16 protein-coding genes are annotated in these 24,439 nt (G+C 63.8%); 10 read left to right on the top strand and 6 right to left on the bottom strand.

The genetic code is table 11. The annotated features are described in order from the left end of the window. Window positions 1-49: 49 nt before the first annotated feature. From FIV42_RS26810 to FIV42_RS26800, 3 genes are all read left to right on the top strand, one after another. Window positions 50-2,581, top strand: coding sequence for a hypothetical protein (locus tag FIV42_RS26810; RefSeq protein ID WP_141200667.1), 2,532 nt, complete (start codon window positions 50-52; stop codon window positions 2,579-2,581). Between the two features lie 206 nt (window positions 2,582-2,787). Continuing rightward, a complete protein-coding gene (locus FIV42_RS26805; RefSeq protein WP_141200666.1) occupies window positions 2,788-3,294 on the top strand; it encodes an HNH endonuclease in 507 nt (168 codons plus the stop codon). A gap of 27 nt (window positions 3,295-3,321) precedes the next feature. Continuing rightward, the gene (locus FIV42_RS26800; RefSeq protein WP_141200665.1) at window positions 3,322-4,182 is read left to right on the top strand and encodes a metallophosphoesterase family protein; all 861 of its coding nucleotides are present in this window, start codon (window positions 3,322-3,324) and stop codon (window positions 4,180-4,182) included. A gap of 68 nt (window positions 4,183-4,250) precedes the next feature. On the opposite strand, the gene FIV42_RS26795 is transcribed toward FIV42_RS26800, so the two are convergent. Genes FIV42_RS26795 through FIV42_RS26770 form a run of 5 tightly spaced genes read right to left on the bottom strand, consistent with a single transcriptional unit; the run spans window position 4,251 to window position 8,965 of the window. After that, the gene (locus FIV42_RS26795) at window positions 4,251-5,225 is read right to left on the bottom strand and encodes a ribose-phosphate diphosphokinase (protein WP_141200664.1); all 975 of its coding nucleotides are present in this window, start codon (window positions 5,223-5,225) and stop codon (window positions 4,251-4,253) included. Between the two features lie 45 nt (window positions 5,226-5,270). Beyond that, on the bottom strand, window positions 5,271-5,753 hold the full coding sequence (gene rimI, locus FIV42_RS26790) for a ribosomal protein S18-alanine N-acetyltransferase (RefSeq protein WP_168210973.1): 483 nt from the start codon (window positions 5,751-5,753) through the stop codon (window positions 5,271-5,273). Continuing rightward, window positions 5,750-6,343: a ribosome biogenesis GTP-binding protein YihA/YsxC gene (gene yihA / locus FIV42_RS26785; protein WP_141200662.1), complete on the bottom strand. Its 594-nt coding sequence runs from the start codon at window positions 6,341-6,343 to the stop codon at window positions 5,750-5,752. The genes rimI and yihA overlap by 4 nt, the downstream gene beginning before the upstream one ends. Before the next feature lie 52 nt (window positions 6,344-6,395). Beyond that, window positions 6,396-7,766 (bottom strand): hypothetical protein, encoded by a 1,371-nt coding sequence (locus tag FIV42_RS26780; RefSeq protein ID WP_246099072.1) that lies wholly within the window; start codon window positions 7,764-7,766, stop codon window positions 6,396-6,398. Window positions 7,767-7,768: 2 nt separating this feature from the next. Next, window positions 7,769-8,965 carry a hypothetical protein gene (locus FIV42_RS26770; RefSeq protein ID WP_141200659.1) on the bottom strand — a complete coding sequence of 399 codons (1,197 nt, stop codon included), beginning with the start codon at window positions 8,963-8,965 and terminating at the stop codon, window positions 7,769-7,771. A 164-nt stretch (window positions 8,966-9,129) separates the two neighbouring features. Between FIV42_RS26770 and coaE the strand changes: the two genes are divergently transcribed. Beyond that, the gene (gene coaE, locus FIV42_RS26765) at window positions 9,130-9,792 is read left to right on the top strand and encodes a dephospho-CoA kinase (protein ID WP_141200658.1); all 663 of its coding nucleotides are present in this window, start codon (window positions 9,130-9,132) and stop codon (window positions 9,790-9,792) included. Beyond that, window positions 9,789-10,919 carry an SDR family oxidoreductase gene (locus tag FIV42_RS26760; RefSeq protein WP_141200657.1) on the top strand — a complete coding sequence of 377 codons (1,131 nt, stop codon included), beginning with the start codon at window positions 9,789-9,791 and terminating at the stop codon, window positions 10,917-10,919. The genes coaE and FIV42_RS26760 overlap by 4 nt, the downstream gene beginning before the upstream one ends. Window positions 10,920-11,010: 91 nt before the next feature. Here FIV42_RS26760 and FIV42_RS26755 read toward each other — a convergent pair whose 3' ends face one another. After that, a complete protein-coding gene (locus FIV42_RS26755; protein ID WP_141200656.1) occupies window positions 11,011-14,475 on the bottom strand; it encodes a tolB protein precursor protein in 3,465 nt (1,154 codons plus the stop codon). Window positions 14,476-14,827: 352 nt separating this feature from the next. Between FIV42_RS26755 and FIV42_RS26750 the strand changes: the two genes are divergently transcribed. The 5 genes from FIV42_RS26750 (at window position 14,828) to FIV42_RS26730 (ending at window position 24,289) form a co-directional block, all read left to right on the top strand. Then, window positions 14,828-15,448, top strand: coding sequence for a TetR/AcrR family transcriptional regulator (locus FIV42_RS26750; protein ID WP_141200655.1), 621 nt, complete (start codon window positions 14,828-14,830; stop codon window positions 15,446-15,448). 203 nt (window positions 15,449-15,651) lie between these two features. Then, the gene (locus FIV42_RS26745) at window positions 15,652-17,088 is read left to right on the top strand and encodes an efflux transporter outer membrane subunit (RefSeq protein WP_168210972.1); all 1,437 of its coding nucleotides are present in this window, start codon (window positions 15,652-15,654) and stop codon (window positions 17,086-17,088) included. Further along, window positions 17,072-18,340 carry an efflux RND transporter periplasmic adaptor subunit gene (locus tag FIV42_RS26740; protein ID WP_141200653.1) on the top strand — a complete coding sequence of 423 codons (1,269 nt, stop codon included), beginning with the start codon at window positions 17,072-17,074 and terminating at the stop codon, window positions 18,338-18,340. The genes FIV42_RS26745 and FIV42_RS26740 overlap by 17 nt, the downstream gene beginning before the upstream one ends. Then, a complete protein-coding gene (locus FIV42_RS26735) occupies window positions 18,333-21,524 on the top strand; it encodes an efflux RND transporter permease subunit (RefSeq protein ID WP_222615328.1) in 3,192 nt (1,063 codons plus the stop codon). Before FIV42_RS26740 ends, FIV42_RS26735 begins: the two co-directional genes overlap by 8 nt. Before the next feature lie 806 nt (window positions 21,525-22,330). Beyond that, a complete protein-coding gene (locus FIV42_RS26730) occupies window positions 22,331-24,289 on the top strand; it encodes an NHL repeat-containing protein (protein ID WP_141200652.1) in 1,959 nt (652 codons plus the stop codon). The last annotated feature ends 150 nt before the right edge of the window (window positions 24,290-24,439 follow it).

The following is a 24,439-nucleotide window of genomic DNA, read 5'->3' as shown; positions in this document are numbered from 1 at the left end:
TGTGCCCCAGTCGATAACAGACGTAATTCCGCCCTGTTGGATAAATGCCATGCGCGCACTTGTATATTGTCGTTCGTTTCTCGTCCTCGCCGCTGCCTCCGTGCTCACCCTGAGTGCATGTAGCGACGACACCGACTCTGGAGGGGGCGCGCTCGATTGCGGCCCCGGAGAGGTCTTCAACCAGATCTCGGGCCAATGTGAGCCGGAGCGTTCGGTAGGCAACAACGGAGGCTCCGACGCCACCGACGGCGGTGGCTCGGATACAGACGCCGGCGGCGGTGAGGATGCCTTCGTGCCGCCCGACGCCAACTACGACCCCGACGCCCAAACGAGCGTCGACGTCGATGCCAACCAGGCGTGTGCCAATGATCTCGACAGCGACGGCGACGGGCTGACCAACGGCTGCGAATGCCGCTTGGGCACGTCACCGGGCCATTCGGACACCGATCGAGACGGCGTCCCCGACGGCGAAGAAGACGAGAACAAAAACTGCCGATTCGACCCGGGTGAGAGCGATCCGCGCACCGCTGATACTGACGGTGACGGGCTCGACGACGCGCAAGAGCGTCTCAACGGCACCGACTTCTTGAATCCGGATAGCGACGGCGACGGGGTCAATGACGGCCCCGAAGTCGACTCGGGCTGCATGAACCCACGCACGGATGACACCGACGGCGACGGCATCCCCGACGCGGTCGAAGATGGCAACGCCGACGGCCAACTCGGCACTTGCCCCAACCGGCAGTACGACCCGACCTGTGCGCAAGGCGAGTCCGATCCGTGCTCGACGGACACCGATGGCGACGGCACGCCCGACAACGACGAAGTGCAGTATCTGGAGTGTCGTCCCGAAGACACTCAGAACCTGTCTCAACCGCAGATGCTGAGCAACAGCACCGGAAACTACCAGTTGGCCGTACCGACGGCGCTGTCCACCAGTCAGGTGAGCGGACTGTCGAGCGGCCAGGCTCACGTGTTCAACGACACGACCAACAACTTTGCCGGATTCGTGGCCTCGCTGCCGACCAACCGGTCGAGCGCCGAGACCGTGCGCGACGATGTCTTCAGCGACATCACCGGCCTGTATGGCGGCTCGACGCAGCGCGCCACCGGCCGGCGCATCACCACCCACGACGGCTACAACGCCGTCGTCAGCGCCGTGATCGACCTGTCGGGTGTGCAGAGCCCGACCTCCGCACGCGACGCCATCCTCGGCCGCCTCGACGGAGCGACGCCGTCACACTCGCTGTCGGATACGCTTCCGAACGCGAGCTCGGGCAACCCGCTGCTCTTCGTCTACCAGGTTATCAAGCGCGGCTCGGGCAACTACATCATCTCGGGCGCCGTCGTGCGCGAGTCGGAGTACACCGACGACGCGGCGGCCACCGGCTATCTGATCGACGACATCACCGGTGGTGCGGCGATCGCCGAGGCCAACGAGACGCTCACCGAGCAGTGCGTCTCCTACCGGGTCGACACCACGCCCAAGGTCGATTTCATCTGGATCATCGACGGCTCGGGCTCGATGAACGAGGAGATCGCCCAGGTGCGTCAGTTTGCCGACGACTTCGTCCAGATTTTGCAGCAGTCCAACCTGGACTGGCGTCTGGCGGTGACTACGGGCACCTGCGATGGCATCTCCAGCGACCCGGCGGTCAGCCAGGGGGTCAAGGACATGTTTGGCGGCGGCGGATTTACCGGGTCGTGCCCGTCTTTGCCCTCGTTCCCGGGGATTTCGTTCACCCCGTACAAAAACGGCAAGTTGTGTGACCACAACGGCGCCAACTTCACCCGTGACCCGCAGAAATTCAAAGACTGCGTGCAGAAGGTCGCCGACCAGGAGTCGGGTGAGATGACCATGACGATGGGCGTGGCCGCCATCGACCGGGCGATGCCGCGGGCGGCGAACGACCCGCTCAAACTGCGCCAAGACGCAGCGGTGGTGATCATCTCGGTGACCGACGAGTTCGACGACTACGTGCAGGCCAAGATGAACTGGACCGACGCCGGCGGCGGCAGCAACCCGCCGCAGGATCCGACCACCTACTCCAACTACGATCAGTCGGCGGTCGACGCGGTCGTCCAGCCCTTCGTCGATTATTACCTGCGCACCGACGTCGCCGCCACGCTGTTCGGCATCTACTGGATTCCCGGCGAGAGTTGTGCGACGGCGGCCGAAGCCCCCGCCGGCATTCACAGCGCGGTAAACGCCACCGGCGGCACCGCCGGCAGCATCTGCCAGTCGGACCTGGGCACCACCCTGGCCGATATCGCCAACGCCTCGGCGGGCATCGCCAGCGGCCTGCGCTTGCGCGGAACACCGGCGCCTCCCTCCATCGACGTCAACGTCGGTCAAGTCTCCTCGGGCACGATTGTCGACTGGACACGTAGCCGCGCCGACGGATGGGATTATGATTCGATCGTCAACCGAGTCATCTTTGGCGGCCCCAATCCGCCGCAGACCGGCGACCGGGTCGTGATTCCGTATCTGCGCTGGGACGGCAGCATTCGCCAGTGCAGCACCGACGCCGATTGCCCGCAGGAGCAGAAGCTTCGATGCATCGACGGGGTCTGCCTATAAGGCGACGCCGACGAAATAAACGCTGGCCGGGTTGTCGTTCCATCTATGGCAACCCGGCTCGCGCTCACGTATCTCAGGCCCCCGTTGAGCCGAGGATGGAACAGCCGACACAGGCAAAGCATATGCGCTCCTCTCCTCGAGAGCGCCTGGAACCATCGCCGGCTGGTTCCGGAACAACGGCCCACCGTAGTACGAGGTACGTCGGCATGGACCCAGCATTATTACTCAACGCGACTTACGAGCCGCTGAGCGTCGTCTCCTGGAAAAAGGCCATCACGCTGCTCATCCTGGGCAAAGCGGAGATGATCGAGCCCCAAGCCAGCGTGGTCCACTCGGCCACGCGCGTGTTTCGGCTCCCCTCGGTATTGCGCCTGTTGCGCCGGGTCAGCGTGCCTCGAAGCCGGGTGCAGTTCTCCCGCACCAACGTCTACCGGCGCGACGGCTTTAGCTGCCAATATTGTGGGGTTCGCTTTCGCAAAGAGGAGCTTACCTTCGACCACGTACTACCACGGAGCCGCGGTGGGGCGACGAACTGGACAAATATCGTCACCTCGTGCAAACCGTGTAATCGAACCAAGGGTGACCGGACCCCCGAAGAAGCAACCATGCCGCTTCTGTCGCAGCCCAAAGAGCCGCGGTGGTGGCCCTTTTCAGCCAGCAGCGCGCGCTTCGATGAGCATCCGGACGAGTGGAAACCTTATCTCTGGACCTAGCTCCTCGAACCGCATACGCTCCTAGACATGCAGCGCGTAGCCGTCATCTCAGATATCCACGCTAATCCCTTCGCACTGGCGGCGGTGGTCGACGACATCGACCGTGTCGGCGTCGACGAAGTGTTGGTAGGAGGAGACCTCGTGGGCCGCGGCCCACTGGGAAGCGCGGTCGTCGATCACGTCCGCGAGCTCGGCTGGCACAGCGTGCGCGGCAATCACGAGGACTACACCCTCGACTTTCGCCGCCAGGATGTCCCTGACGATTGGCTCACCGAGTTGGTATGGGCAGCCTCGCGCTGGATGGCCGCCGAGCTCGACGATGAACACGCCGAGTACCTCGACGCGCTCCCCTTCACGATGACTGCCGAGTGCGCCCCGTCGCTGCGCCTCTTTCACGGAAGCCCACGCTCGTACCGCGAAGGCATCGGCGAGTGGACCCAGGCGGAGACGCTTCGCGAGCACTGGGAGTCGATCGAAGAGCCGCTGCTAGTCTGCGCGCACACCCACCGACCGATGGTGCGAGAGGTTGGCGACGGCCTCATCGTCAACGTCGGCTCGGTCGGCCTTCCCTTCAACGGTGACTGGCGCGCCCAGTACGCCATCTTCACGCTCAAACCCACCGGCTGGGAAGTCGAGTTTCGCCAGGTCGAGTATGACCGCCAGGCTTTTCTCGACGCCTACGAAACCAGCGGGTTTCTGGATGGCGGTGACGTCTCGGCGTATCTACTTCAAAAAGAGGTCGAGCATGCCCGCCCCTTCCTCGTCCCCTTCCTCAAGTGGACGGAGATGACCGAGCATCCGGCGTTGATGGACTCGCTCGAGCACTTCTTGGACGTCTACGGCCCCGAGATGTCGATGCGCGAGTTCCACGCATTGCTCTCCGAGTAGCAAACCTGCCACAGAGCAAAAAGGGCGGCCCGTCCGACGGGCCGCCCTCTTCTCGTCAAATCGATCGCTCAGTCGTCGATCGACTCTTTTTGCAAGATTTCGCGTAAGGTGTCGGCCTTGAACAAGTTCGACACGGAGCTGCCGTCGCGGATACGTGCCATCGCCTCGGCGAACATCGGCGCGACCGAGACGACCTCGATCTTATCGGTGTCGGCCCCCTCGGCGATGGGAATCGTGTCGGTGACCAAGACCTTGGTCAGCGGCGCGGTGGCGATGCGACCGAGCGCGTTCGAGCTGAACACCGGGTGCGTCGCCACGGCCATTACTTCGCGAGCGCCCTTGATCTTTAGGAACGTCGCCGCCTCGATGAGCGTCCCCCCGCTGGCGATCTCGTCGTCGACGACCAGCGCGACCTTCCCCTCCACGTCGCCGATGAGGTTGACCGCGCGCGGCTTCTCGTCGTCGCCCTCGCGACGCTTGTCGATGATCGCCATGGGCAGGTCGAGCCGGTTGGCGTAACGGCCCAGGTCTTTGGCCTCGCCGGCGTCTGCGGCCACGAGCACCCAGTCGTCCTGCTTGTCGTCGGCCAAGCGCTCACACAGCGGCCCGGCGCCCTGGAGTTGGTCGACCGGCATGCGGAAAAAGCCCTGCGCCTGCGGGCTGTGCAGGTCCATCGTGAGCACGCGATCGGCCCCGGACGCTTTGACCAAGTCGGCCATCAGGCGCGCGGTGATGCTGATGCGGGGACGATCCTTCTTGTCGCTTCGGATGTACGGAAAGTACGGAATGACCGCCGTGATGCGCTTGGCCGACGCCGAGCGCAGCGCGTCGATCATGATGAGCATCTCGAAGAGGTGCGTGTGCACCGGCGGACACGAGGTTTGGACCACATAAACGTCGCTTCCGCGCACGTTCTCGTCGATCTGAACGAGCATATTCTCGTTGCTGAACGTGACGGTGTGGCTCTTTCCTAGCTCGATGCCCAGGTAATCGCAGATCGCCTTGGCAAAAGCGGGATGGCTGCTGCCCGAAAATACTTTCATTGTTTGTGTGCTCGTTTGGGGGGTGGTCGACGCAACGCACGCATATCACAAGATGCAGCTCATGATGAACGCGTCCTCGCCAGTGTCGGCATAGTACTGCTCGCGCTTGCCAATGATCTCGAATCCCAGCGATTCGTAAAGGGCGATCGCGGCCTGATTGTGCTCGCGCACCTCGAGCGTCACAAAACTCGACGCGTGTTCCTCGGCGATTTCAACCAGATAAACCAAGACAGCGGTGGCGATTCCTTGGCGTCGACATGCAGGATCGACAGCCACGTTGAGGATGTGGACCTCGTCGTGGATCACCCAGAAGACGAGGAATCCGACGGCCTTATTCCCACGCTCGAAAAGCCACAGATACGACCAGTCGAGGGCCATCTCTCGCTCGAAGACCTCTGCGATCCACGGCGTCGGGTGGGCGGTCTCCTCGATGGCGAGGATCGCCTCCAGATCATCGGCGCCGGCTTCGCGCACTCTGAGCGCGTCCCCCTCGCGCACCAGGCGAGGCTCGTCGAGGCGCCAACTCATCCGTTGCCCAGCCCGGTCAGCTCCTCGATACGCCTCCATACGCGATCGACGCCCGTGCGGTTGAGGCTCGAGAACAAGATGATGTCGTCTTTGTGCACGCCGAACTCGTTGGCGATGTCGATCCGGCGTTGCTTCTTCTTCTGCTTGTTCAGCTTGTCGGCTTTGGTGAAGACCAAGATGGGCTGAACGCCGAAGTGAGGGGCTGCGTGAATCAGTTCGAAATCGTCCTCTTGCACGCCGCGGCGCACGTCCATGATGCACACCATGGCGGTGAGATTGGGCCGATTGGCCAAGTACCCCTCGATCATCGGCCCCCACGCGTCTTTGACCTCTTTAGGCACTTTCGCAAAGCCATAGCCCGGAAGGTCGACGAAGTAGAGCTGGTCGTTGATGTTGAAGAAGTTGACCAACTGGGTATGCCCGGGCCGACCGCTGACTTTGACGAGCTTCTTGCGGTTGAGCAATGTGTTGATCAAGCTCGACTTGCCCACGTTGCTTCGCCCCGCGAAGGCCACCTCCGGCTTGTCGGCCGGCGGAAAATGCTCGGGTTGGGTGGCGCTCTTGATGAATTCGGCTTTCGTGATTTTCATGGTCTCTCTTGTATGCAAGGCGTAGCGATTTGGCGCCACAAAGCAGTCCCGACTAAAACGCGATCGACAACCCAAATGGCGCGTCGAACACCACACCGGTCGCAATCCCGAACAATAGCAATCCGAACATCACGCCCGGCGCCAACTCTCTAATGATACGGTCACTGCGTCCATTCCGCCTGCTCCAACTGAGCAGAAGAACACCTGTCGCGAGCGCCAAAAAACCCACCGCGCTCCATTCGGCCGGCGAGCCGACGCCGACGGCGCCGAAGTGGTTCCAGTGAATCAGTGTAACGAGCAGCCAAGCGAGCCAGCCGAACACGACGCCGCGCAGCGCGTAGTCGCGTGCATGCAGCCCCATCGCTGTGCGCTCGGCTCCTTCGCCGGCGCTTCCGGGCCAATGGACACGCAGGGAGAAGACGCCGGCCAGCAGCGCAATCAACGCAGCCGCAACGAGCATCCCCAGCTCCGGGGCGATGTCACCGAGAGGCACGAACACGCCGCCCTCGCTGACGAAGCTTCCCTGCTGGATGAGCATCGGAGCTCCCTGAATGCCGCCCAAGACCGTGCTGGCCGTTTCTCGATACGGCGCCGGATCCGGCAGACTGGCGCCGGTCCGACTCGACAGCAGTCCCGCGACTCCGGACAACGCAACCGCTCCCGTGACAAACCAGCCGAGCGCTGAAGCGCGGCGTCCAGCCTTAAAGCGTGTAGCCAGGCCGGTCACCACGCCGAGAACGGCAGCAGCGATCAACAGCGGGCCCATCCAAGCAAGCTCGGCGACCGCTTCGAGCCACAGCCCCTGCGGCAACGCGGCCGACGGAGGAATCTGCCAGGTCACACCGCCGGCTTCGGAGGCGAGCGGCACTGACCAGGCGATTCCCTCGGGGCCTCCTCGCAAGCTGCCGATCATCCAGGCGGCGATCGTCAGCGAGGCGAGCACCACACCGACGCCCATTCCAGGCGTCTTGCGGGAGGCATCTTTCGCCCAGCCCTCGCTCGAGGAGAGCCCCGCGGCGACGAGCAACGACACAAGTGCCGCGCTCAGTGCGCCCCAGTGGCCGGCGTGCAGCAAGAAGAGCCCGGAGTTTCCGCCGGCCATGTCGACCTGGACCGTCAGGCCCAACGTGGCCAAGACCAAGGGGAGCGCAGCGCCCAACGTCCACGCCAGGTTGCGCGCAGGGGCGAGCTGCATACCGAGGGGCAAGATTGCGAGGCCGGCCGAGGCCGCCACGCCGAGCAACACGCCCGCTCCGGCGAGTTGCTCGGTGTAGATACCGATCGCACCGCCGAGCACGCCCAGCCAGCCTAAGACGACGGCCGAGCGGCCGAGATACGAGCGCACGCGTTCGCTCAGCGGCGCCAGAACTGCAAGCGCGAGGAGAGCTCCGATGACGGCGATGATTGGGATAACGAGGTTCATGATTAGTCCTCCCCTCGCTTCGCCGGGGACGGCGCGGTGGTCAACTGCTCGGTGATGCGGCCGGCTTCATTAAAGCTCCAGATGCGCACTCGACCATCCTTGCGTCGAGAGATGCGCTCCGGAAAGACGATGAGCAGCGCGAAGCCCAAAACGAAGAGCGTGCCGCCGAGCGACAACGGCCAGAAGGGCTGCGCCTTGGCGACGGCGAAGACCGCCGCCGGCTGGGTCTGCAACCGATCGAGCACGATGGAGTGCTCCAAGTCGGGCGGCACCTTGGCCTGCGACGCACTCTGGAACACCCAGAATTCGCCGACCTTGGGCGCGCTGACTTTCACCGCCGGGCCCATCACACCGAGGTAGTTCTGTGAGACCTCCAACACCTTATACTCGGGGCCGTCGAGGCTGAGGCGGAACGAGTCCCCCTCGCTGGCCACCGCCGGGATGGTGTTCGGGGCGCTGCTCTGGAGCACCGCACGCAACTTGGTAGCGTCCGGTTGCATGCCGACGAAGGTGAGGCGAAAGTCGCCCATCTCGACGCCCGAGCCAGCCGGAACCCCTTGCGGGCTGGGTGGCTCTTGGCCGGCCTTGAACAACTGGACGTTGGCGACCAGCCCTTCTTTGCGCTCGAGACCATCCACACGAACTCGCAGCGGAAGCATGACCTTGAGGCCCTTCTGTCCATACGGGAGCGTGTAGTGCTCGATGGTCTCGCCGACCGCCACGGGAACGCGTGCGGTGCCGAGCATCTGCTGGGCGAAAAACCAGTAGCCGACTACGACCGCGATGCCCGAGAGCATGCACAGTGCGCCGGCCCAGGCAAACCAGGGGCGACGCGCCTCGCCGACGTCGTCGCCGTCCGTAAGTTGGACGCTTGCATCGGGCGTGGCGGTTTCGGCGAGGTCCGGGTCGCTGGCCAGCCGATAACGATTCCACATCGTCCCGAGCAGCAACACGGCGGCGACCGACGCCAAACCAGCCGCGACGCCGAGCGGGTCGGGCAGGTACAACGGCGAGTCCCACCACGACACCACCAGTGGGTCGGGCGTGCGAGTCCAGGGAGTGGAGGCCAAGAGCACTCCGGCGAGCACCATAAAGATGCCCGGCGTGCGCACGTCGGTCGCGTACGTCCAGACGCGGTCGATCAGACCGCCCTGCTCGGCTCCTCGGTCTCCCCTGCGTCTTCTTCTTCGTCTGGCCATCGATGGATATCCGTTTTGCGAGCCACCCGCTTTCGCCAACTGCCCGATTTGGGCCGCGTTCGGGCACGCCTATCCTAGACTTCAATGCTCATTTGGCAACCGCCCCGCGATATGCCATAAAATCGGAACGTACCTGAACCAACTCAAGCACGGACGACGAAGCGATGCCACAGGACGACACATTTGTCATCGTGGGATTGACCGGCGGTATTGCCAGCGGCAAATCGACGGTGGCCAACATGATGGCCGAACTCGGCGCACGGATCATCGACGCAGACGTCATCGCCCGTAAGATCGTCGAGCCCGGCGAGCCTGCGTGGGAGGATATCCGGGAGGCCTTCGGCGACGAGGTCTTGCGCGATGACGACACCCTCGACCGCGAGGCGCTCGGAAAGGTCGTCTTCGGCGACCGTGAAGCGCGCAAGAAGCTCGAGTCGATCACGCACCCGCGCATCGGCCAGCGCATGATGGAGCGCGCCCAGCAGATTCGCTCGGAGGGCCACCATTGGGTGATCTACGATGCGGCGCTGATCGTCGAGAACGGCATCCACGAGTGGCTCGACAGCCTGATCGTGGTCGCCGCCGATCGCGACGTGCAGATCAAGCGCGTGATGGAGCGCGACAACATGTCGCACGACGAGGCCGTCCAGCGCCTCGACGCACAGATGCCACTCGAAGAAAAGATCGCGGTGGCCGACTACGTGATCGACAATAACGGCACGCTGCAGCAAACCCGCGAACAGGTCGAACAAATTTATCAACAAATCGAGGAAGGCGTGCGCACCCGCGGCACCGCCAAGCCCGCAGACGAAGACGCCCAGACATGAACAAAGCCAAAGACGACAACCGACGTCCCGACAAGGCACGCGACATCTTGCTGACCGGCTTCCCGAGCTTCGTGTCGCGCCGCCTCCTGCATACCATTCTGGACAACGAGCCCGACGCGTTCGTCCGGCTGCTGGTGCGCCCCGACTTCGTCGACCGCGCCACGCGGCGCCTCGAGAACTTGGAGGTCGACCCGGACCGCTATCAGATCCTGAGCGGCGACGTGGTCGCGCTCGACCTGGGACTGAGCGGCACCGAGTATCTGGAGCTCGTCGCCAACGTCACCGACATCTATCATATCGCCAGCATCTGGTATCTGGGGGCCGACAAAGACGAGATTTGGAGCGTGAACCTCGAGGGCGCCAGAAACGTCATCGACGCGGCCATGGAGATGGAGCAGCTCAACCGGCTCAACCACTTCTCTACGGCATTCGTCGCAGGCAAGCGCACCGGCGTGATCATGGAGGACGAGCTCGAGGAGGCGCAGAGCTTCCGAAACCTCTACGAGCGCACCAAGTACGAGGCCGAAAAGGCGATGCGCGAGGCGATGGCGCACGTGCCCATCAGCGTCTTTCGCCCGAGCATCGTGGTGGGCGACTCGCGCACCGGTGAGATCGACCGGATGGCCGGCCCTTACTACCTGATGAACTTGATCATCCAGATGCCCGAGTCGGTGCCCATTTTGATGCCCGGCAAAGGCGACAAGCCGCTCAACGTCGTGCCGGTCGACTTCGTGTGCGACGCGATGCACCGCATCAGCCTGAGCGAAGACACTGCCGGGCAGACCTTCCACCTGTGCGACCCCAACCCGTTGTCGGCGCGCAAGGTCTTCGAATTGGTCGCCGAGAAGGCGGGCAAGCGCGCCCCGGTGGGTCACGTGCCCTACAAGCTGACCCAGCTGATCATGAAGTTTCCGTACCTCGAGAAGCTCACGCGCAGCCCGCGCCAGTTCGTCGAGGACTTCAACCAGCTGACCATCTACAACTCCATCAACACGATGGAGGCGCTCGAGGGTGAGCTCTCTTGCCCGCCGTTTCCGACCTACGCCGAAAACCTGGTCGACTTCGTGAAGTCGTCGGGGATGTCGCTCGACATCGAGATGCCGGCGGCTGAAGAGTTGCTCGGGTGAGCTTGCGTTTTTTTGATGGCCTTGCAGAGCAGGCACCACACCTCTGCAAGGCCTACGCTCCTGCAAGACCTACACGCCAGCAAAACCAACCCTACCAATAACGCCACGACAACGAGAAGTTCGTGTTCCAGTCGCCGTTGTTCGGCACCGGCGCGCCGATGTCGAACGGCTTGGCGAAGTGGAGCCGGAAGACGAACGGGCCTAGCCCGAAGTTGACCCCGAGCACGTAGTCGAGCACGCGGCGGTCCCATACCTCGGCGAAGTCGTCGCCGGCCGCGCCGAAGTCGACGCCGGTGATGCCCTCCAGGTCCAGAAACGGCACGCGCACCAAGAAGTTGAGCGGGAACTGCAACTCGGCGGTCGAAAAGAAGAACGAGCGCCCCAGCAGGTAGTCGAAGTCGCCCCACTGAACGCCGCGTATCGTGTCGAAGCTCGACAGGAAGAACGAGCGGGCGAAGCGGCTGCCGAAGGTGTAGCCGGTGCCGCCGCGCAAAAAGAGGTTCGTCCGCCCCCACAACGACCAGTACTTCTCGGCGTCGAAGCGAATGTTGGTGTAGCCGTTTTGGCGAAACGGCTGCCAGTCGTAGGTCCCCGTCAGCAGTAGCGAGTGGCCCATAAACGGGCCGGTCTGCGGGTGGTAGCGAATGGTATTGTACCCCAGGCTGACCGACGGCTCTAGCTGGAAGCGCACGTCGTCGTTCTCGGCCTCCCACTGGTCGAGCACGCCGCCGGCGTCATCGGGCGCGGTGTTGTTGCGGATGCAGTTCGGGTCTTGCAGGCAGGCTTCGGTGCCGTCGTACAGGAAGAAGTCGAGACCACCGATCGCGAGCGAGCCCTGCACGAACGTGAACCGATCGAAGGGCCAACGCGCGGTGCCCGTGACGCCGAAGAAGCGCTCCGAGGAGATGAACCGGTTGACCGTGCCGTCGTCCTTGAAGGTGCGGTCGAGGCGGTAGCCGACGTCCTGGAAGAGCCCACCACCCCAGACCAGGCGATTCTCCTGGTTGATGTAGAAGAGCGAGCCGTCGATCGACTCGACCGAGCCCGACGCGAGCATGTTGAAGATGACCGTGTGGTCGCGCAGCTTGTCGTACGAGGTGGCATAGATCTGGCCGGCGATGCCCTCGGAGCTGGCGCCGACGATGCCGAACACCGTGCCCACCTCCCAGCTATCGAGGCTCCACACGTCGTAGCGCTCGGACTTGTCGAGCGATCGCTCGGGCAACGGGTAGGCCGCCGCCTGCACCGACTGTGTCGATATATCGCCCGTCAGCAGACGGCTGGCCGGGATGCGCGCCGGTCGCTGGCGCCCCTCGTGGTACTGCAGCGCCCACAGCCCATCACCCGGCGCAGGACTCAAGTCGGAGAGCGCCGTGGCGAGGCCGGTCTTTCGCACCAGCCCCGGGCCGACGGCTTGATAGACGTTGGCGCCGACCTCGTCGTAGGCCACAAAGAAGACTCGCCCGTCGTCGAGCATGCGCGGCGAGGTGTGGTCGCGGTTCTCGAAGGTCAGCCGCTCGATCTTGCGAGTGTCGGGCTCGAGGCGAAAGATATTGTAGTGCCCTTTCTCGGTGGCATCGGAGGTAAACGCGATGCCGTCGCTGCCCCAACTGATCTCACGCTCGGCGTAGACATCGTCGGTCAGCCGTTTGACCGTAAAGCTCTTGCCATCCTTCTTGGGTTCGAGCAGGTACAGGTCCTTTTGACCGTTTTCGCGAAGCCCCACAAAGGCGATACGCCGGCCGTCGGGCCCCAAGGCGAGGGTGTCGACACCGATGATATTCCAAGCGTCGAGCCGGTATTTGACCCGCTGGCCGAGCTCGAAGTCGACGTCGCTCACCTGTTTGGCAGCCTCCTCGGCGCGCGCCACGGCCTTATCGTCGGCGGCGGCGAGCTTGGTCTTCTCAGTGTCTCGGGCGGAAGCCTCCTCCTCGTCGCCCTCGTCGTCGGCCGAGGGCACTTCCGCCCACTCGACGGTTCGCTTGTAGGGTTGAAAGTAGATGAGGTCGCGCTCGTCCTGCCGGGCCACAAACGCCAGCGTCTCCTTGCCGACGTCGAAGTTTCGCCCGGCAATGGGGTGCAGCGACTCCAGGCCCGGCTTGCCGTCGGCGGCGACCGTCAGCGCGTCCTCCGGATCGCGATGGTCGACCAGGTAGAGCTGGCGCTGGCCGGTGTTCGGCGAGATGCTCCTGTACATGAGCACCCGCCCGTCGGGCGAGGTGCTCAGGGCCTGGATGATGCCGTTGCCGGTGTCGTACTCCTGCAGGATGCCCGGCGACTGGTCGGCGTCCAAGTAGGTGCGAAAGTGGCGGCGCTTGACCCAGTTTTGGAAGCGCGTCGAAATCGTCTTGCGCGAGTCGCCGGTCAGCGCGGTCAACAGCGCCGGAAAGCTCCCCACGCGGTCTTTGCCCTCTTCGGTGCCCACCAGCCGATACGACTCCTCGAGCACCCGCTGGATGGTGCCCTCGCCGTAGGTTTCCTCCAAGAACGCCACACGCGCTTGGCCGAGCTTGTAGGTCCACAAAAAGCTGCGCACGCGGTCGTCGAAGAAGCCCTCGAGCACGTAGCCACGCCTGGCGTCCGGGTTGACGACCAGGTCGCGCACCAGGGTCTCGGTCCTCGGGTCGAGGCCGTCTTTGGCATAATACTCGGCCAAGCCCTCGATGAACCACAGCGGCAGCTTCATGAGCGGGTTGATCGCCGCCTTGTTCTTTTTGGCGTAGCTGCCGACCTTCTGGATGGTGAATTCGTGGGCGAGCTCGTGCTTGGAGACGTCGCGAAACATGGCGTGGTCGCCGAAATACGGCAGCGTCACGTCCAGGTTGCGCGGGCTGGTCACGCCGAGCACGCCCTCCTGAATCGGAAACAGGTTGGTCTGCAGGAACTCGTGGTAGCTGCTGTACAGAAAGTACGAGAACGTCTTTCGGGGCACGTAGTCGAAATCTTTGACCAGTTCGCGGTACATCACCTCGATAAAGCCGGCGGCCCATTCGGCGACCTCACGCTCGCGCTCGTAGAAAAAGAGCCGCACGCCGCCGGTCCACGGAGGGACATCGTCGGCCTGGGCCTCGCTCTCGCTGAGCTCTCGGTCCCCCTCGATTTTGCCTTTGGCCCCGTCGTCCTCGCCCCCCTGGGCTTGCTTGCCACCCTGGGCTTGCATGCCACCTTGGGCTTGCATGCCAACTTGGGCCTGCTTGCCGGCTTGGCCTTGCTTGCCGCCCTGGGCCCAACCGCCGGTGCCGCCCGGGGCGTAGTGCATGGTGCGCGCGGCCGACCAGTCCCACGGCCCGCCCTGGCCCAGCGGCTGGGTCTCGGGCCCGTGAGCCGTGTCGTGGGGCGCATAGTGCATGCGCGGCCCGGAATCCTTGATCGTCTCGCCGGACGCCTCCGGGCCGATGAGAACGTCGACGTGGTGCCAATCGAAGTCGAACCAACGCACGTTGGTCTGACTGGGTCGGCGAGGGTAGACAAAGACTTGGGCATCAGCCGTCGCCGGAATCAACCAGGCGGTCGCCACAAGCACCACGGACAACAGAAGACAAATCCTTCCGGACATGCGCATCGATCGAGCCTCGCAAATCAGAGCGTACCACCTGTTGAACTGCATCGGGGCCTCGATGAGTTGGGGCCCCAAGTCGATGCAGCGTGTCGCCAGCCGCCTACTTCGGGTATGAGAATCTGTTACGTTTGATCTTCAGCACGATCCCGATCCTTCCAACCCCACGGCTCGTTTCGGAAAGCGCTGGCGGTACAACAAGATGGTAGCCCAGGTGGCGGTGCCGATCCACACCTCGCCGCCGCCTGCCGAAGGAACGGGCCGGCGACGCGCGGAATAATAAAAAGTGTTGACTCATTTATTCAGCGTGGCTACGGTTCCTCCTGAACCCGGCAATTGCGCGAGAACACCTATGGCACGCACGCCAAGCATCACAGACGAAGAAATCCTGCAGGCCGCCCGCGACGTCTTTTTTGAGTCTGGACTCAGCGCGACGACCGCCGAAATCGCTCGCCGCGCGGGGATTTCGGAGGGGACGATCTTTCGTCGCTTCCCCACCAAACACGAGCTATTCATGGCCGCCATGGGCATCTCGCCGCGGCCGACCTGGATCGCACTGACCGAAGAGTTCCAGGAGTCGGGCGGCGACGACGTGCGCACCAACCTGACGCGTCTGGCTCACGAGATGCTCGCCTTTTTCGAAGAGCTCATCCCCAAGATGAGCATGGTCATGGCCGACGGCTCGGCGCGCGCCGAGATGTTCGAGCGCATGGCCGAGCCGCCCCCGGTGCGCGGCCTCAAGGCGCTGGCGAAGTACCTGCAGTCCGAGCAACGACGTGGTCGGGTGCGACGCTGCGACACCGAAATTGCCGCTCGCATGTTCTTGGGTTCGATTCAAAATTACGCCTTCTTCGAGTTCTGCGGCTTCAACGACTTCCTGCCGATGCCGCAGCAGACCTTCGTGCGCGGCGTGGTCGACAACCTGTTGCGCGGAATCGAACAAGCACCTCCATCTGAACAGCACGAGGATTAGATGTTACCCAGACGCTCGCAGGTGCATCTCAACTGCACCCGCGCTCTCTCCGAGGCCTCTGTGCAGTGCCGCTCGATTAATGAGTACGAACTTACTAATTTCCTGGTTTCGTCATGGACGTAGCTAACAGACATGCTCCCCCACCCTCTCGGGGATGGCGCGCAGGTCGATGGACCTCCATCGCGCTCATCGCTGTGGCGTTGGTGGCCTCGAGTTGCCAGTCGACGAAGTACGCCGAGAAGACCGACGAGGTCGTCGAGGTCCCCGAAAGCTACTCGCAGACACCTGTCGAGGGCGAGCCCCTCGAGCAATGGTGCACCGACTTCGGCTCCTCAGAGCTCGAGGGGCTGGTGGACGCTTCGTTCGAGGAGAACCTCGATCTGCGCATGGCTTTTACGCGCATCAAGCAGGCCCGCGCCATCGCCCAGCAGCAGCAAGCACCGCTGTGGCCGTGGCTCAGCGCCGACGCCGGCGCTACCTATCAGCGCACCAATATCGGCGCCCAATTCGGCGCCGATCTACCCACCGGCCAACCCGGACAGCCGGCGCCCGAGCCCGACTTCTTCAGCCTCGAAGACGGCTTCGCCAGCTATCGCGCCTCGATGGCCGCCTCCTACGAGCTCGACCTGTGGGGCAAGAATCGCAGCCGCTGGGAAGCCGCCGCCCTCGACGCCGAGGCCACACGCGCCCAAGCTGAGGCGCTGGCGATCACCCTGACCTCGCAGCTCGCCGAAAATTGGCTGGCGATGGTCTACCAGCGCGAGCGAATCGACCTGCTCGAGGAACAGATCGAGACGTCCGCGAAGTTCTACGAGCTGACGCTGCTGCGCCTGAGCCAGGGCACGGCCACCGCGCTCGACGTGACCCAGCAAAAGCAAAACCTGGAGTCGCTGCGCGGGCAGTTGGCGTTGGCGAAGGCCTCGGAGGCGGTCGCGCGCAACCAAATCGCGGTGCTCGTGGGCAAGCCGCCGCAGGCCGATCTGGGGCTGACCGCCGCCGAGCTTCCCGAGCTGGCGCCGATCCCCGACCCGGGCGTACCCGCCGACCTACTCGAGCGTCGCCCCGACCTTCGCGCCGCCAAGCTGCGATTGATGGCCGCCGACGAGCGCCTCGAAGCAGCAGTCGCCGAGCGTCTGCCCAGCCTGCAACTCTCGCTGAGCTTGTCGCTGCAGGCGACCGAAATCGCCGAGCTGTTCGAGCAACTGCTCTACAGCGCCTCGGCCGGTCTCTCTCAGCCCATTTTTCAAGGCGGCCGCATCAACGCTCAGATCGACCAAGCCGAGGGCGTGGCCGAGGAAGCTCTTCTCAACTATGCACAGACCCTGCTGACCGCGCTTCGCGAAACTCAGGACGCCCTGATCCGCGAGAATCGCCAGCAAGAATTCGTCGAAAGCCTCCAGAAACAACTCGAATCCGCCGAGCGTGCGCTCGACCTCGCTCGCGACCGTTACCGACTGGGCGTGCTCGATTACCTGCGGGTGCTCGACACCATCCAAGCCCTGCAGCGCACCCAGCAGACTTTGCTCGACGCTCGCCGCCAGCAACTCTCGACCCGCGTCCAACTGTGCCGCGCGTTGGGAGGCACCTGGACCCGACAGCTCGAAGCCCCCGAAGGAGTCGAAAATGAATCCCGTCGCTAAGAATGTCGCCAAATTCGGCCTGCCGCTGGTGGTCTTGGCCGCCGCGGTCGGACTGGTCGTGCTGCTGGTCTCCACCAAAAAAGAGCCCGAGCGCAAAGAGAAGCGCGAGCAACGGGTCCTCGTGCAGACCGAGATGGTCGAGGCGAGTTCGCACCGCCTGAACGTGCAGGCCGCCGGCGAGGTCGTCGCGGCGCGCAACCTGGTGGTGACCCCCCAGGTCTCCGGACGCCTCGTGTGGGTCAACGACAAGCTCGTGCCCGGCGGGATTATCCGCAAAGGCGAGACGCTCTTTCGCGTCGACCCGGCCGACTACCGCATCGCGGTCGAGGAGGCGAAGACCCAGCTCGCCCAGGCCGAAGCCCAGCTCGCCCAGGAGAGAGGCCGCGTGCAGGTCGCCCAGCGTGAGTGGGAGCTGTTCAAGAACGAGCTCGACGAGGACCAACGCGATCGAGACCCTTCGCTGGCCCTGCGCAAGCCCCAGCTCGAGAGCGCCAAGGTCGCCGTCGACGCCGCCAAGGCGCGTCTCAAGCGCGCCCAACTCAACCTGAGCCGCACCTCGGTCGAGGCCCCGTTCGACGCCTTCGTCGCCAACGAGTCCGCCGACATCGGCCAACTCGTCGGCGCGCAGTCGCAGGTAGCCAGCCTCGTGGGCACCGAGAAGTTCTGGGTGCGCATGTCCGTGCCGGTCGAAAAGATCTCGTATATCAGCGTGCCCGGCGTGAACGCCCAGGAAGGCTCGAAGGCGATTGTCCGGCAAGACGCCGGCAAGGAGACCATCGAGCGCGAGGGCAAAGTGGTGCGTCTGCTCGGCGACCTCGACCCGCAGGGGCGCATGGCCCGCGTGCTCGTCGAGATCGCCGACCCGTTCGGGCTGAACGACCTCGACGAGACCGATGAGCCGAAACAGCGCGGCATCCCCCTGCTGCTGAGTTCGTTCGTCGACGTGGAGGTGCAGGGTCCCGCGGTCGACGACCTCATCGAGATCCCTCGTGAGGCGATTCGCGACGGCGACAAGGCGTTCGTTTTCGCCAAAGACAAGACCTTGGCCGTCCGCCCGGTCGACGTCATCTGGGAGCGGCCCGACACGATCCTCGTCAAAAGCGGCGTCAAAGATGGCGAGCGCGTCATCGTCAGCCCCATCGCCACGGCCGTCGACGGCATGAAGCTTCGCGCGCAGGACGACAAGGAAGAGCGCGCCGATGCGGCCTCGCAGGGAGCCAAGAAGCCGGCTGAGGAGGCCTCCGATGAGTGAGCCGATGAGTGAGCCAAACCAGAACCCCCCGGCCAATCAAAACACCACGGTCAAAAAGCGCGGCCCCCTGGCCTGGATGGCCGAGAACACGGTCGCCGCCAACCTGATCATGGCGCTGTTCATCCTCGGCGGCGTCATGATGATCGGCAATGTCAAAAAGGAGGTCTTCCCCGAGGTCGACCTCGACATCGTCACGGTGCGCGTGCCCTACCCCGGCGCGAGCCCCGAAGAGGTCGAACAGGGCGTCGTGCTCGCCGTCGAGGAGGCGATCCGCGGCGTCGAGGGTATCGACGAGATCCGCTCGACCGCCGCAGAGGGCGCCGGCACGGTCACCGCCGAGTTGATGACCGACGCCGACGCGCAAAAGACACTCAACGACATCAAGAGCGAGGTCGACCGGATCACCTCGTTTCCGGCCGACTCCGAGCGGCCCATCGTCAGCCTGTCGAGCAACCGACGCTCGGTCTTGTCGGTCATCCTGTACGGTGACGTCGACGAGAAGACGCTCAACGGCGTCGCCGAGAGCGTGCGCGGCGATCTCCTCGCCAAAGACAATATCTCGGTGGTCGAGATCAGCGGCATTCCCAACCCCGAGATCAGCATCGAGGTGCCTCAGGAGAACCTACGCCGCTACAACCTGACCCTCGAGCAGGTCGCCCGCGCCGTGCGCAACGCGTCGGTGGAGCTTCCCGGCGGCTCGGTACGCACCGACAAGGGCGAAATCCTGTTGCGCACCACCGAGCGACGCAAGGTCGGCCAAGAGTTCTTGGACATCGCCGTCAAGAGCCAACCCGACGGCACCAAGGTCACCGTGGGCGACATTGCCAACGTGGTCGACGGCTTTGCCGAGACCGACCAGTCCGCCTACTACAACGGCGAGCGCGCGCTCAAAGTCGAGGTCTACCGGGTCGGCGACCAGGCGCCCAACGACATCTCCGAGACGGTGCGTGAGTACGTCGACGAGCTTGATCTGCCGCCGAGCATCGAGGCGGCCGTCTGGAACGACAGCTCCGAGATCTACACCGACCGCATCAACCTGCTGGTCAAAAACGCGGCGATGGGCCTGGCGCTGGTGTTGCTGCTTTTGGGACTCTTCTTGGAAGCCCGGCTCGCCTTCTGGGTCACCCTGGGCATCCCGATCTCGTTCCTCGGCGCCATGCTCTTCATGCCGGCGCTCGACGTCTCCATCAACATGATCTCGCTGTTCGCCTTCATCCTGGCGCTCGGCATCGTCGTCGACGACGCCATCGTCGTCGGCGAGGCGGCTTACGCCCAGCGAGCCAAAGGACTCACGGGCCTCGAGGCCGCCATCGCCGGTGTGCGCGAGGTCGCTACGCCCGTGGTGTTTGCGGTGCTCACCACCGTGGTGGCGTTCACCCCCCTGCTCTTCGTGCCGGGGGTATCGGGCAAATTCTTCCGCAATATCCCGATGATCGTCATCCCGATTCTGCTCATCTCGCTCATCGAGTGTCTGGTCGTCTTGCCCGCTCACCTGGCCCACATCGGCGAGCCCTCCAAGAAAGGCATCTTCGGCAAGCTGCACGGGTTCCAGCAGAAGTTCAGCGGCATGGTCGAGAGCTTCGTCGAAAACGTCTACTACCCGTCGGCCGAGAAGTTCTTGCGCTTCCGCTACGTCACCCTCGCCGCCGCCATCGGCCTGCTGGCCGTATCGGCGGCGTTCGTGGCCAGCGGTCGCATCACCTTCAACTTCATGCCCAAGATCGAGGGCGACCAGGCCAGCGTGAGCCTCGAGATGCCCTTCGGAACCGATGTGGACAACACCGAGGCCGTCAGCGACCGATTGATTCGCGAGGCCCAGGCCGTGCTGAACGAAAACGGCGGCGAGGACAAGATCGGCCGAGGAATCTTCGCCCAGGTCGGCAGCATCAGCGCCGGTGGAGGCCCGCGCGGAGGCGGCAGCCAAGCAGGTGGGCACCTCGCCCAGGTGACCGTGTCGCTCGTGTCGGCCGACAAGCGCGACATCACCGCCGCCGAGTTCGTCAATCAGTGGCGACAGCGCGTGGGCGATATCGCCGGCGCCGAGAGCCTGCAGTTCAGCTACAGCATCGGCGCCAACTCCGGCGCCCCGGTCGCCATCGAGCTTCGCCACGAGGATCGGCGCATCCTGCAGGAGGCCGCCGAGCGCCTCGCCGACCACCTGCAGACCTACAACGGCGTGTTCGACATCGACGACGGCTTCCGCCGCGGCAAAGAGCAGCTCGACCTGCAACTCAAGCCGGGCGCCCGCGCCCTGGGCATCACGGAGTCCGACCTGGCCCGCCAGGTGCGCAATCACTTCTTCGGCGCCGAGGCCAAGCGCGAGCAGCGCGGCCGCCACGAGATGCGCGTGTACGTGCGCCTGCCGGAGAACCAGCGCGAGTCGGAGTACAACATCGAGAAGCTGCTCATCCGCACCCCGCAGGGCGGCGAGATTCCGCTCGAGCAGGCCGCCTACATCAACCGCGGCCACTCGTTCACCTCCATCGAGCGTGAGGGCGGCGGGCGCGTCGTCGACGTCACCGCCGACGTCGACATCAACGTGACCAGCGGCAACAAGGTCACCGGCAGCCTGCAGGAGGAGTTTCTGCCCAACCTGGTCGCCGACTATCCCGGCCTGACCTACGAACTCAGCGGTGAGCAGCAAGAGCAGCGCGAGACGATGGGCAGCCTGGGCCGCAACTTCATGATCGCGCTGTTGGTGATGTTCGGCCTGATGGCCATCGTCTTCCGCAGCTATATCCAGCCGGTCATCATCATGTTCGCCATTCCGTTTGGCTTCGTCGGCGCGCTGGGCGGCCACCTGTTGATGGGCTTCAACATGAGCCTGATCAGCATGATGGGCATCGTGGCGCTGTCGGGCGTCGTCGTAAACGACTCGCTGGTGCTCATCGCGGCGGTCAACGACTACCGAAAGGAGGGCAAGAGCGCGCTCGAGGCAGTCGCCCTGGGCGGCGCGCGACGCTTCCGCCCCATCCTGCTCACCTCGCTGACGACCTTCCTCGGCTTGACCCCGATGATCCTCGAGACGTCGGTCCAGGCGCGCTTTTTGATCCCGATGGCCCTGAGCCTCGGCTTCGGCGTGCTCTTCGTGACCGTCATCGCGCTGGTCATCGTGCCGGCGGCCTATATGGCCATCGAGGACGTCAAGAACCTCGGGAAGAAGATCAAGGCGTTGTACGAGTGAGTTGCTTTGTCGGTGGCCTTGCTGGCGAGAGGCGCCCGCTACATAGGGCGCCCGTGGTCTGCAAGGCCTTCCGCCCCCTCCTCCAATTTAGAATTCGGCCGCGAGGCTGACCCAAACGCTTTTTCCAATTTGGAACAGGCCGTCAGAGCTGACCCGAGGGCCTTTTCTAAATTGGAAAACGGTGCCGAGCAGACCCTGGCGCCGTTTGGCGTTGGATGGTGGGTCGCAGGTCTGTTCTCGATGAGTTTCGAGATTGTAGGTGACCGACGAGGCTGCCGCGGACGATTTTCCAAAATGGAGAAGGCTTCGAAGACAGACCCCGATTCCAATTCCAATTTGGAAATGACCTCGCGGTCTGCTCGGCAATACACGTCGGGATTCGAAATGGTCGGCGGGTCTGTTCGTGAGGCGTGTTCGCGTCACAAATGCGCATGAGTTCTGTTCCGTTGGACTGTTCCGTCCGCAGAATGCGGTCGTGGTCACGTTGCGACCGAAGGTTCGACTCGCAAATGCGCGTGAGTTCTGCTCGTGCGTCCATTTCGGCGGCGCGCGCGGCGTCCTCGCCCGCCCTGGGGCGTCCCGCCCCTTCGCCGCTCAGCCCTCGTCGAACCATCCGAAGAATTTAGTTGTCGGTCGACCAAGACAATTTTGAATATTTTTGGCCGCCGCGGGGTCTACGAGCCGAAGGCGCGGCTCCGTCGGGTGGATTGTGGGTCCCCGAACAGCACATCGCTGACAGGCAGTCGGGCCAACTCCTCAGTGGTTGTTGCATTTCATTACGACCCACGTTGTTAGGTGAGCTAACGATGAAACGAGTATTACCCGGTTTGATGATTCCTTTGGCTGCCGTGGCGTTTGCCGCTTGTTCCGACCGTTCCTCCGGCTCCGGCAACAACGCCGACGCCGGTCATATCGGTGACGCGGAGACCGACAGCGGTGAGCCTCTGAGCGATGATCCGGAGTGGCACTGGCTCGACGTGGCCCAAGGCACCTCTATCGAGGCGCTCGTCGTCACCGACGAAGACGGCGTCTTTGCGCTAGCGCGTGCTAATGACCAAATCACAGCGCAGCTACACCTCTTCGACGGCCAGGCATTCCAGCCGGTGGGACTGGAGTTGCCGATGGGCGCCAACCTGCTCGCCGGACGAAGTGCAGAGACCCTCTACACAACGGCGTCATTCAGCAGTGGACGCGACGGCCAGACCGTCGCCTATCGCTTCGACGGCGAACAGTGGGTCGCCCACCTGAGAGGAACACTCATTGCCACGGAAGTGGGCGCGATTTCGGACATCTCCGTCGAAGCCGACGGCACACTTTGGATGGCCACTTCAGGCGGACTCATCATGAGCGACGCTGCCAATGATTACGACCAGCTCAACTATACGGAGGACCGGTTCGAGTTCGCCGAGACATTCAAAGCCGTGGCCACCCCGCCGGCCGACGGCAATCCAAGGGCGAGCTCGAAGAACGGCACATACAGCATTAACGCCGACTTCAGCGCGACACTGCGACCCGACTTGGTCACGGAGCAGTTGCTGATGGTCGGCGCCGACGAGGGTTATGCGGTCATCGCAGATCCGGCCGGGCTCACGTGGTTCAGCGGAGACCAACCAGACGAGCCCATCGCCATTGACGGATTCAAACCCGACGGTGCTCGCCTCGCGGGCAGCACCGACACCTCGATCTGGGTGCTGGAGCAGACCGGAGACGGAGCCTCGACGAACCGCGTCTGGAAGGTCACTGACGAGGGCCCGAGCGCATTTGACCTGCCCGAGGATACGCCCCGGCTGACCGACATTGCCGTGATTGCGGACGACGATATCTGGTTCGCCACTGAAGATGGCCGGGTCCTCAGATGGGTATCACCGGCCGATTTCGCCGCCGCAGGCGTAGACTTGCCCGAGCCGCCGGAAGCACCGACCATCGAGCAGGTCGACCTCCCTGCATCTTCGGGAGAGGTGCCGGTTGCGGCCAGCATCGCCATGTTGAGCGACGGACGGCTATTCATCGGGGCCCAAAACAGCTCCGAGGCGGTCAACCTCGTCCTCGATCAGGGCCAATGGAGTGAAGTGGATGGGGTCACGGGCCGGCTCGTGCGTATGCGCAGTGATGACGCCGATGGACTGGTCGCCGAGACATCGGCGGGCTACTACGGCGTCTGGACCGGAGACAAGTTCGAGATTAGCTCCGAATACCTTCAAGGCGCGGCGACCGACGGTGCCGGCACCGTATGGGCGAGCCAAAGCAGCAAGATCGGCAAGCTGACCGGCGCACAGCTCGAGTTCCAGGAAGTAGACGGGGCCCCCTCCAACGTGCCGGGCTGGCAGCATGCCGCCGGAGGCGCCTCAGAAATCTGGTTCCAGTCCCACAACAGCATCGCCACCTATCGCAATGGCGCCTGGGAGGAGTATTCTGTGGGCGCTCTCGCCGGACTGCTCGATATCTGCTGGGTCGGCCCCGGCCACGTTGTTGCGGTGGGGCAAAACGGCACGATCATCGAGGTCAAGGACGGCGAGAAAACAGAACTGACAAGCCCCACCTCCCAACGGATTTCCTACGTCACCGCAGTAGGCTCCCGAGTCTTCGCCACGACGTCGACCGAGATGTACAGCTATGACGGCAGCACTTGGAGCTTGGTCGAATTCGATGGATTTGCCGACGTCCAGTGGTCCGCCGTGGCCGGTCGTTCGTTGGATGAAGTCTATTTTCTGGGAGCTAATCCCGAGGGAGAGTCGGTCCTTCTGCGGGTCTCATATCCCGACTGAGCGAGAACCTACGGGTTGTTCCAATGGGTCGGCGAGTCGCAAAATTGCTCGCCGACACATTCGAATAACCTGATTCCGACTCTAAAAACCCGATCACCGAGGGTTGCAGCAACCCTTTTGCCAGGCTTTCCGAACCTGCCCGAAGGATTG

Source organism: Persicimonas caeni (assembly GCF_006517175.1).
GTDB classification, from domain to species: domain Bacteria; phylum Myxococcota_A; class Bradymonadia; order Bradymonadales; family Bradymonadaceae; genus Persicimonas; species Persicimonas caeni.
This window is presented reverse-complemented; position numbering and strand designations above follow the sequence as displayed.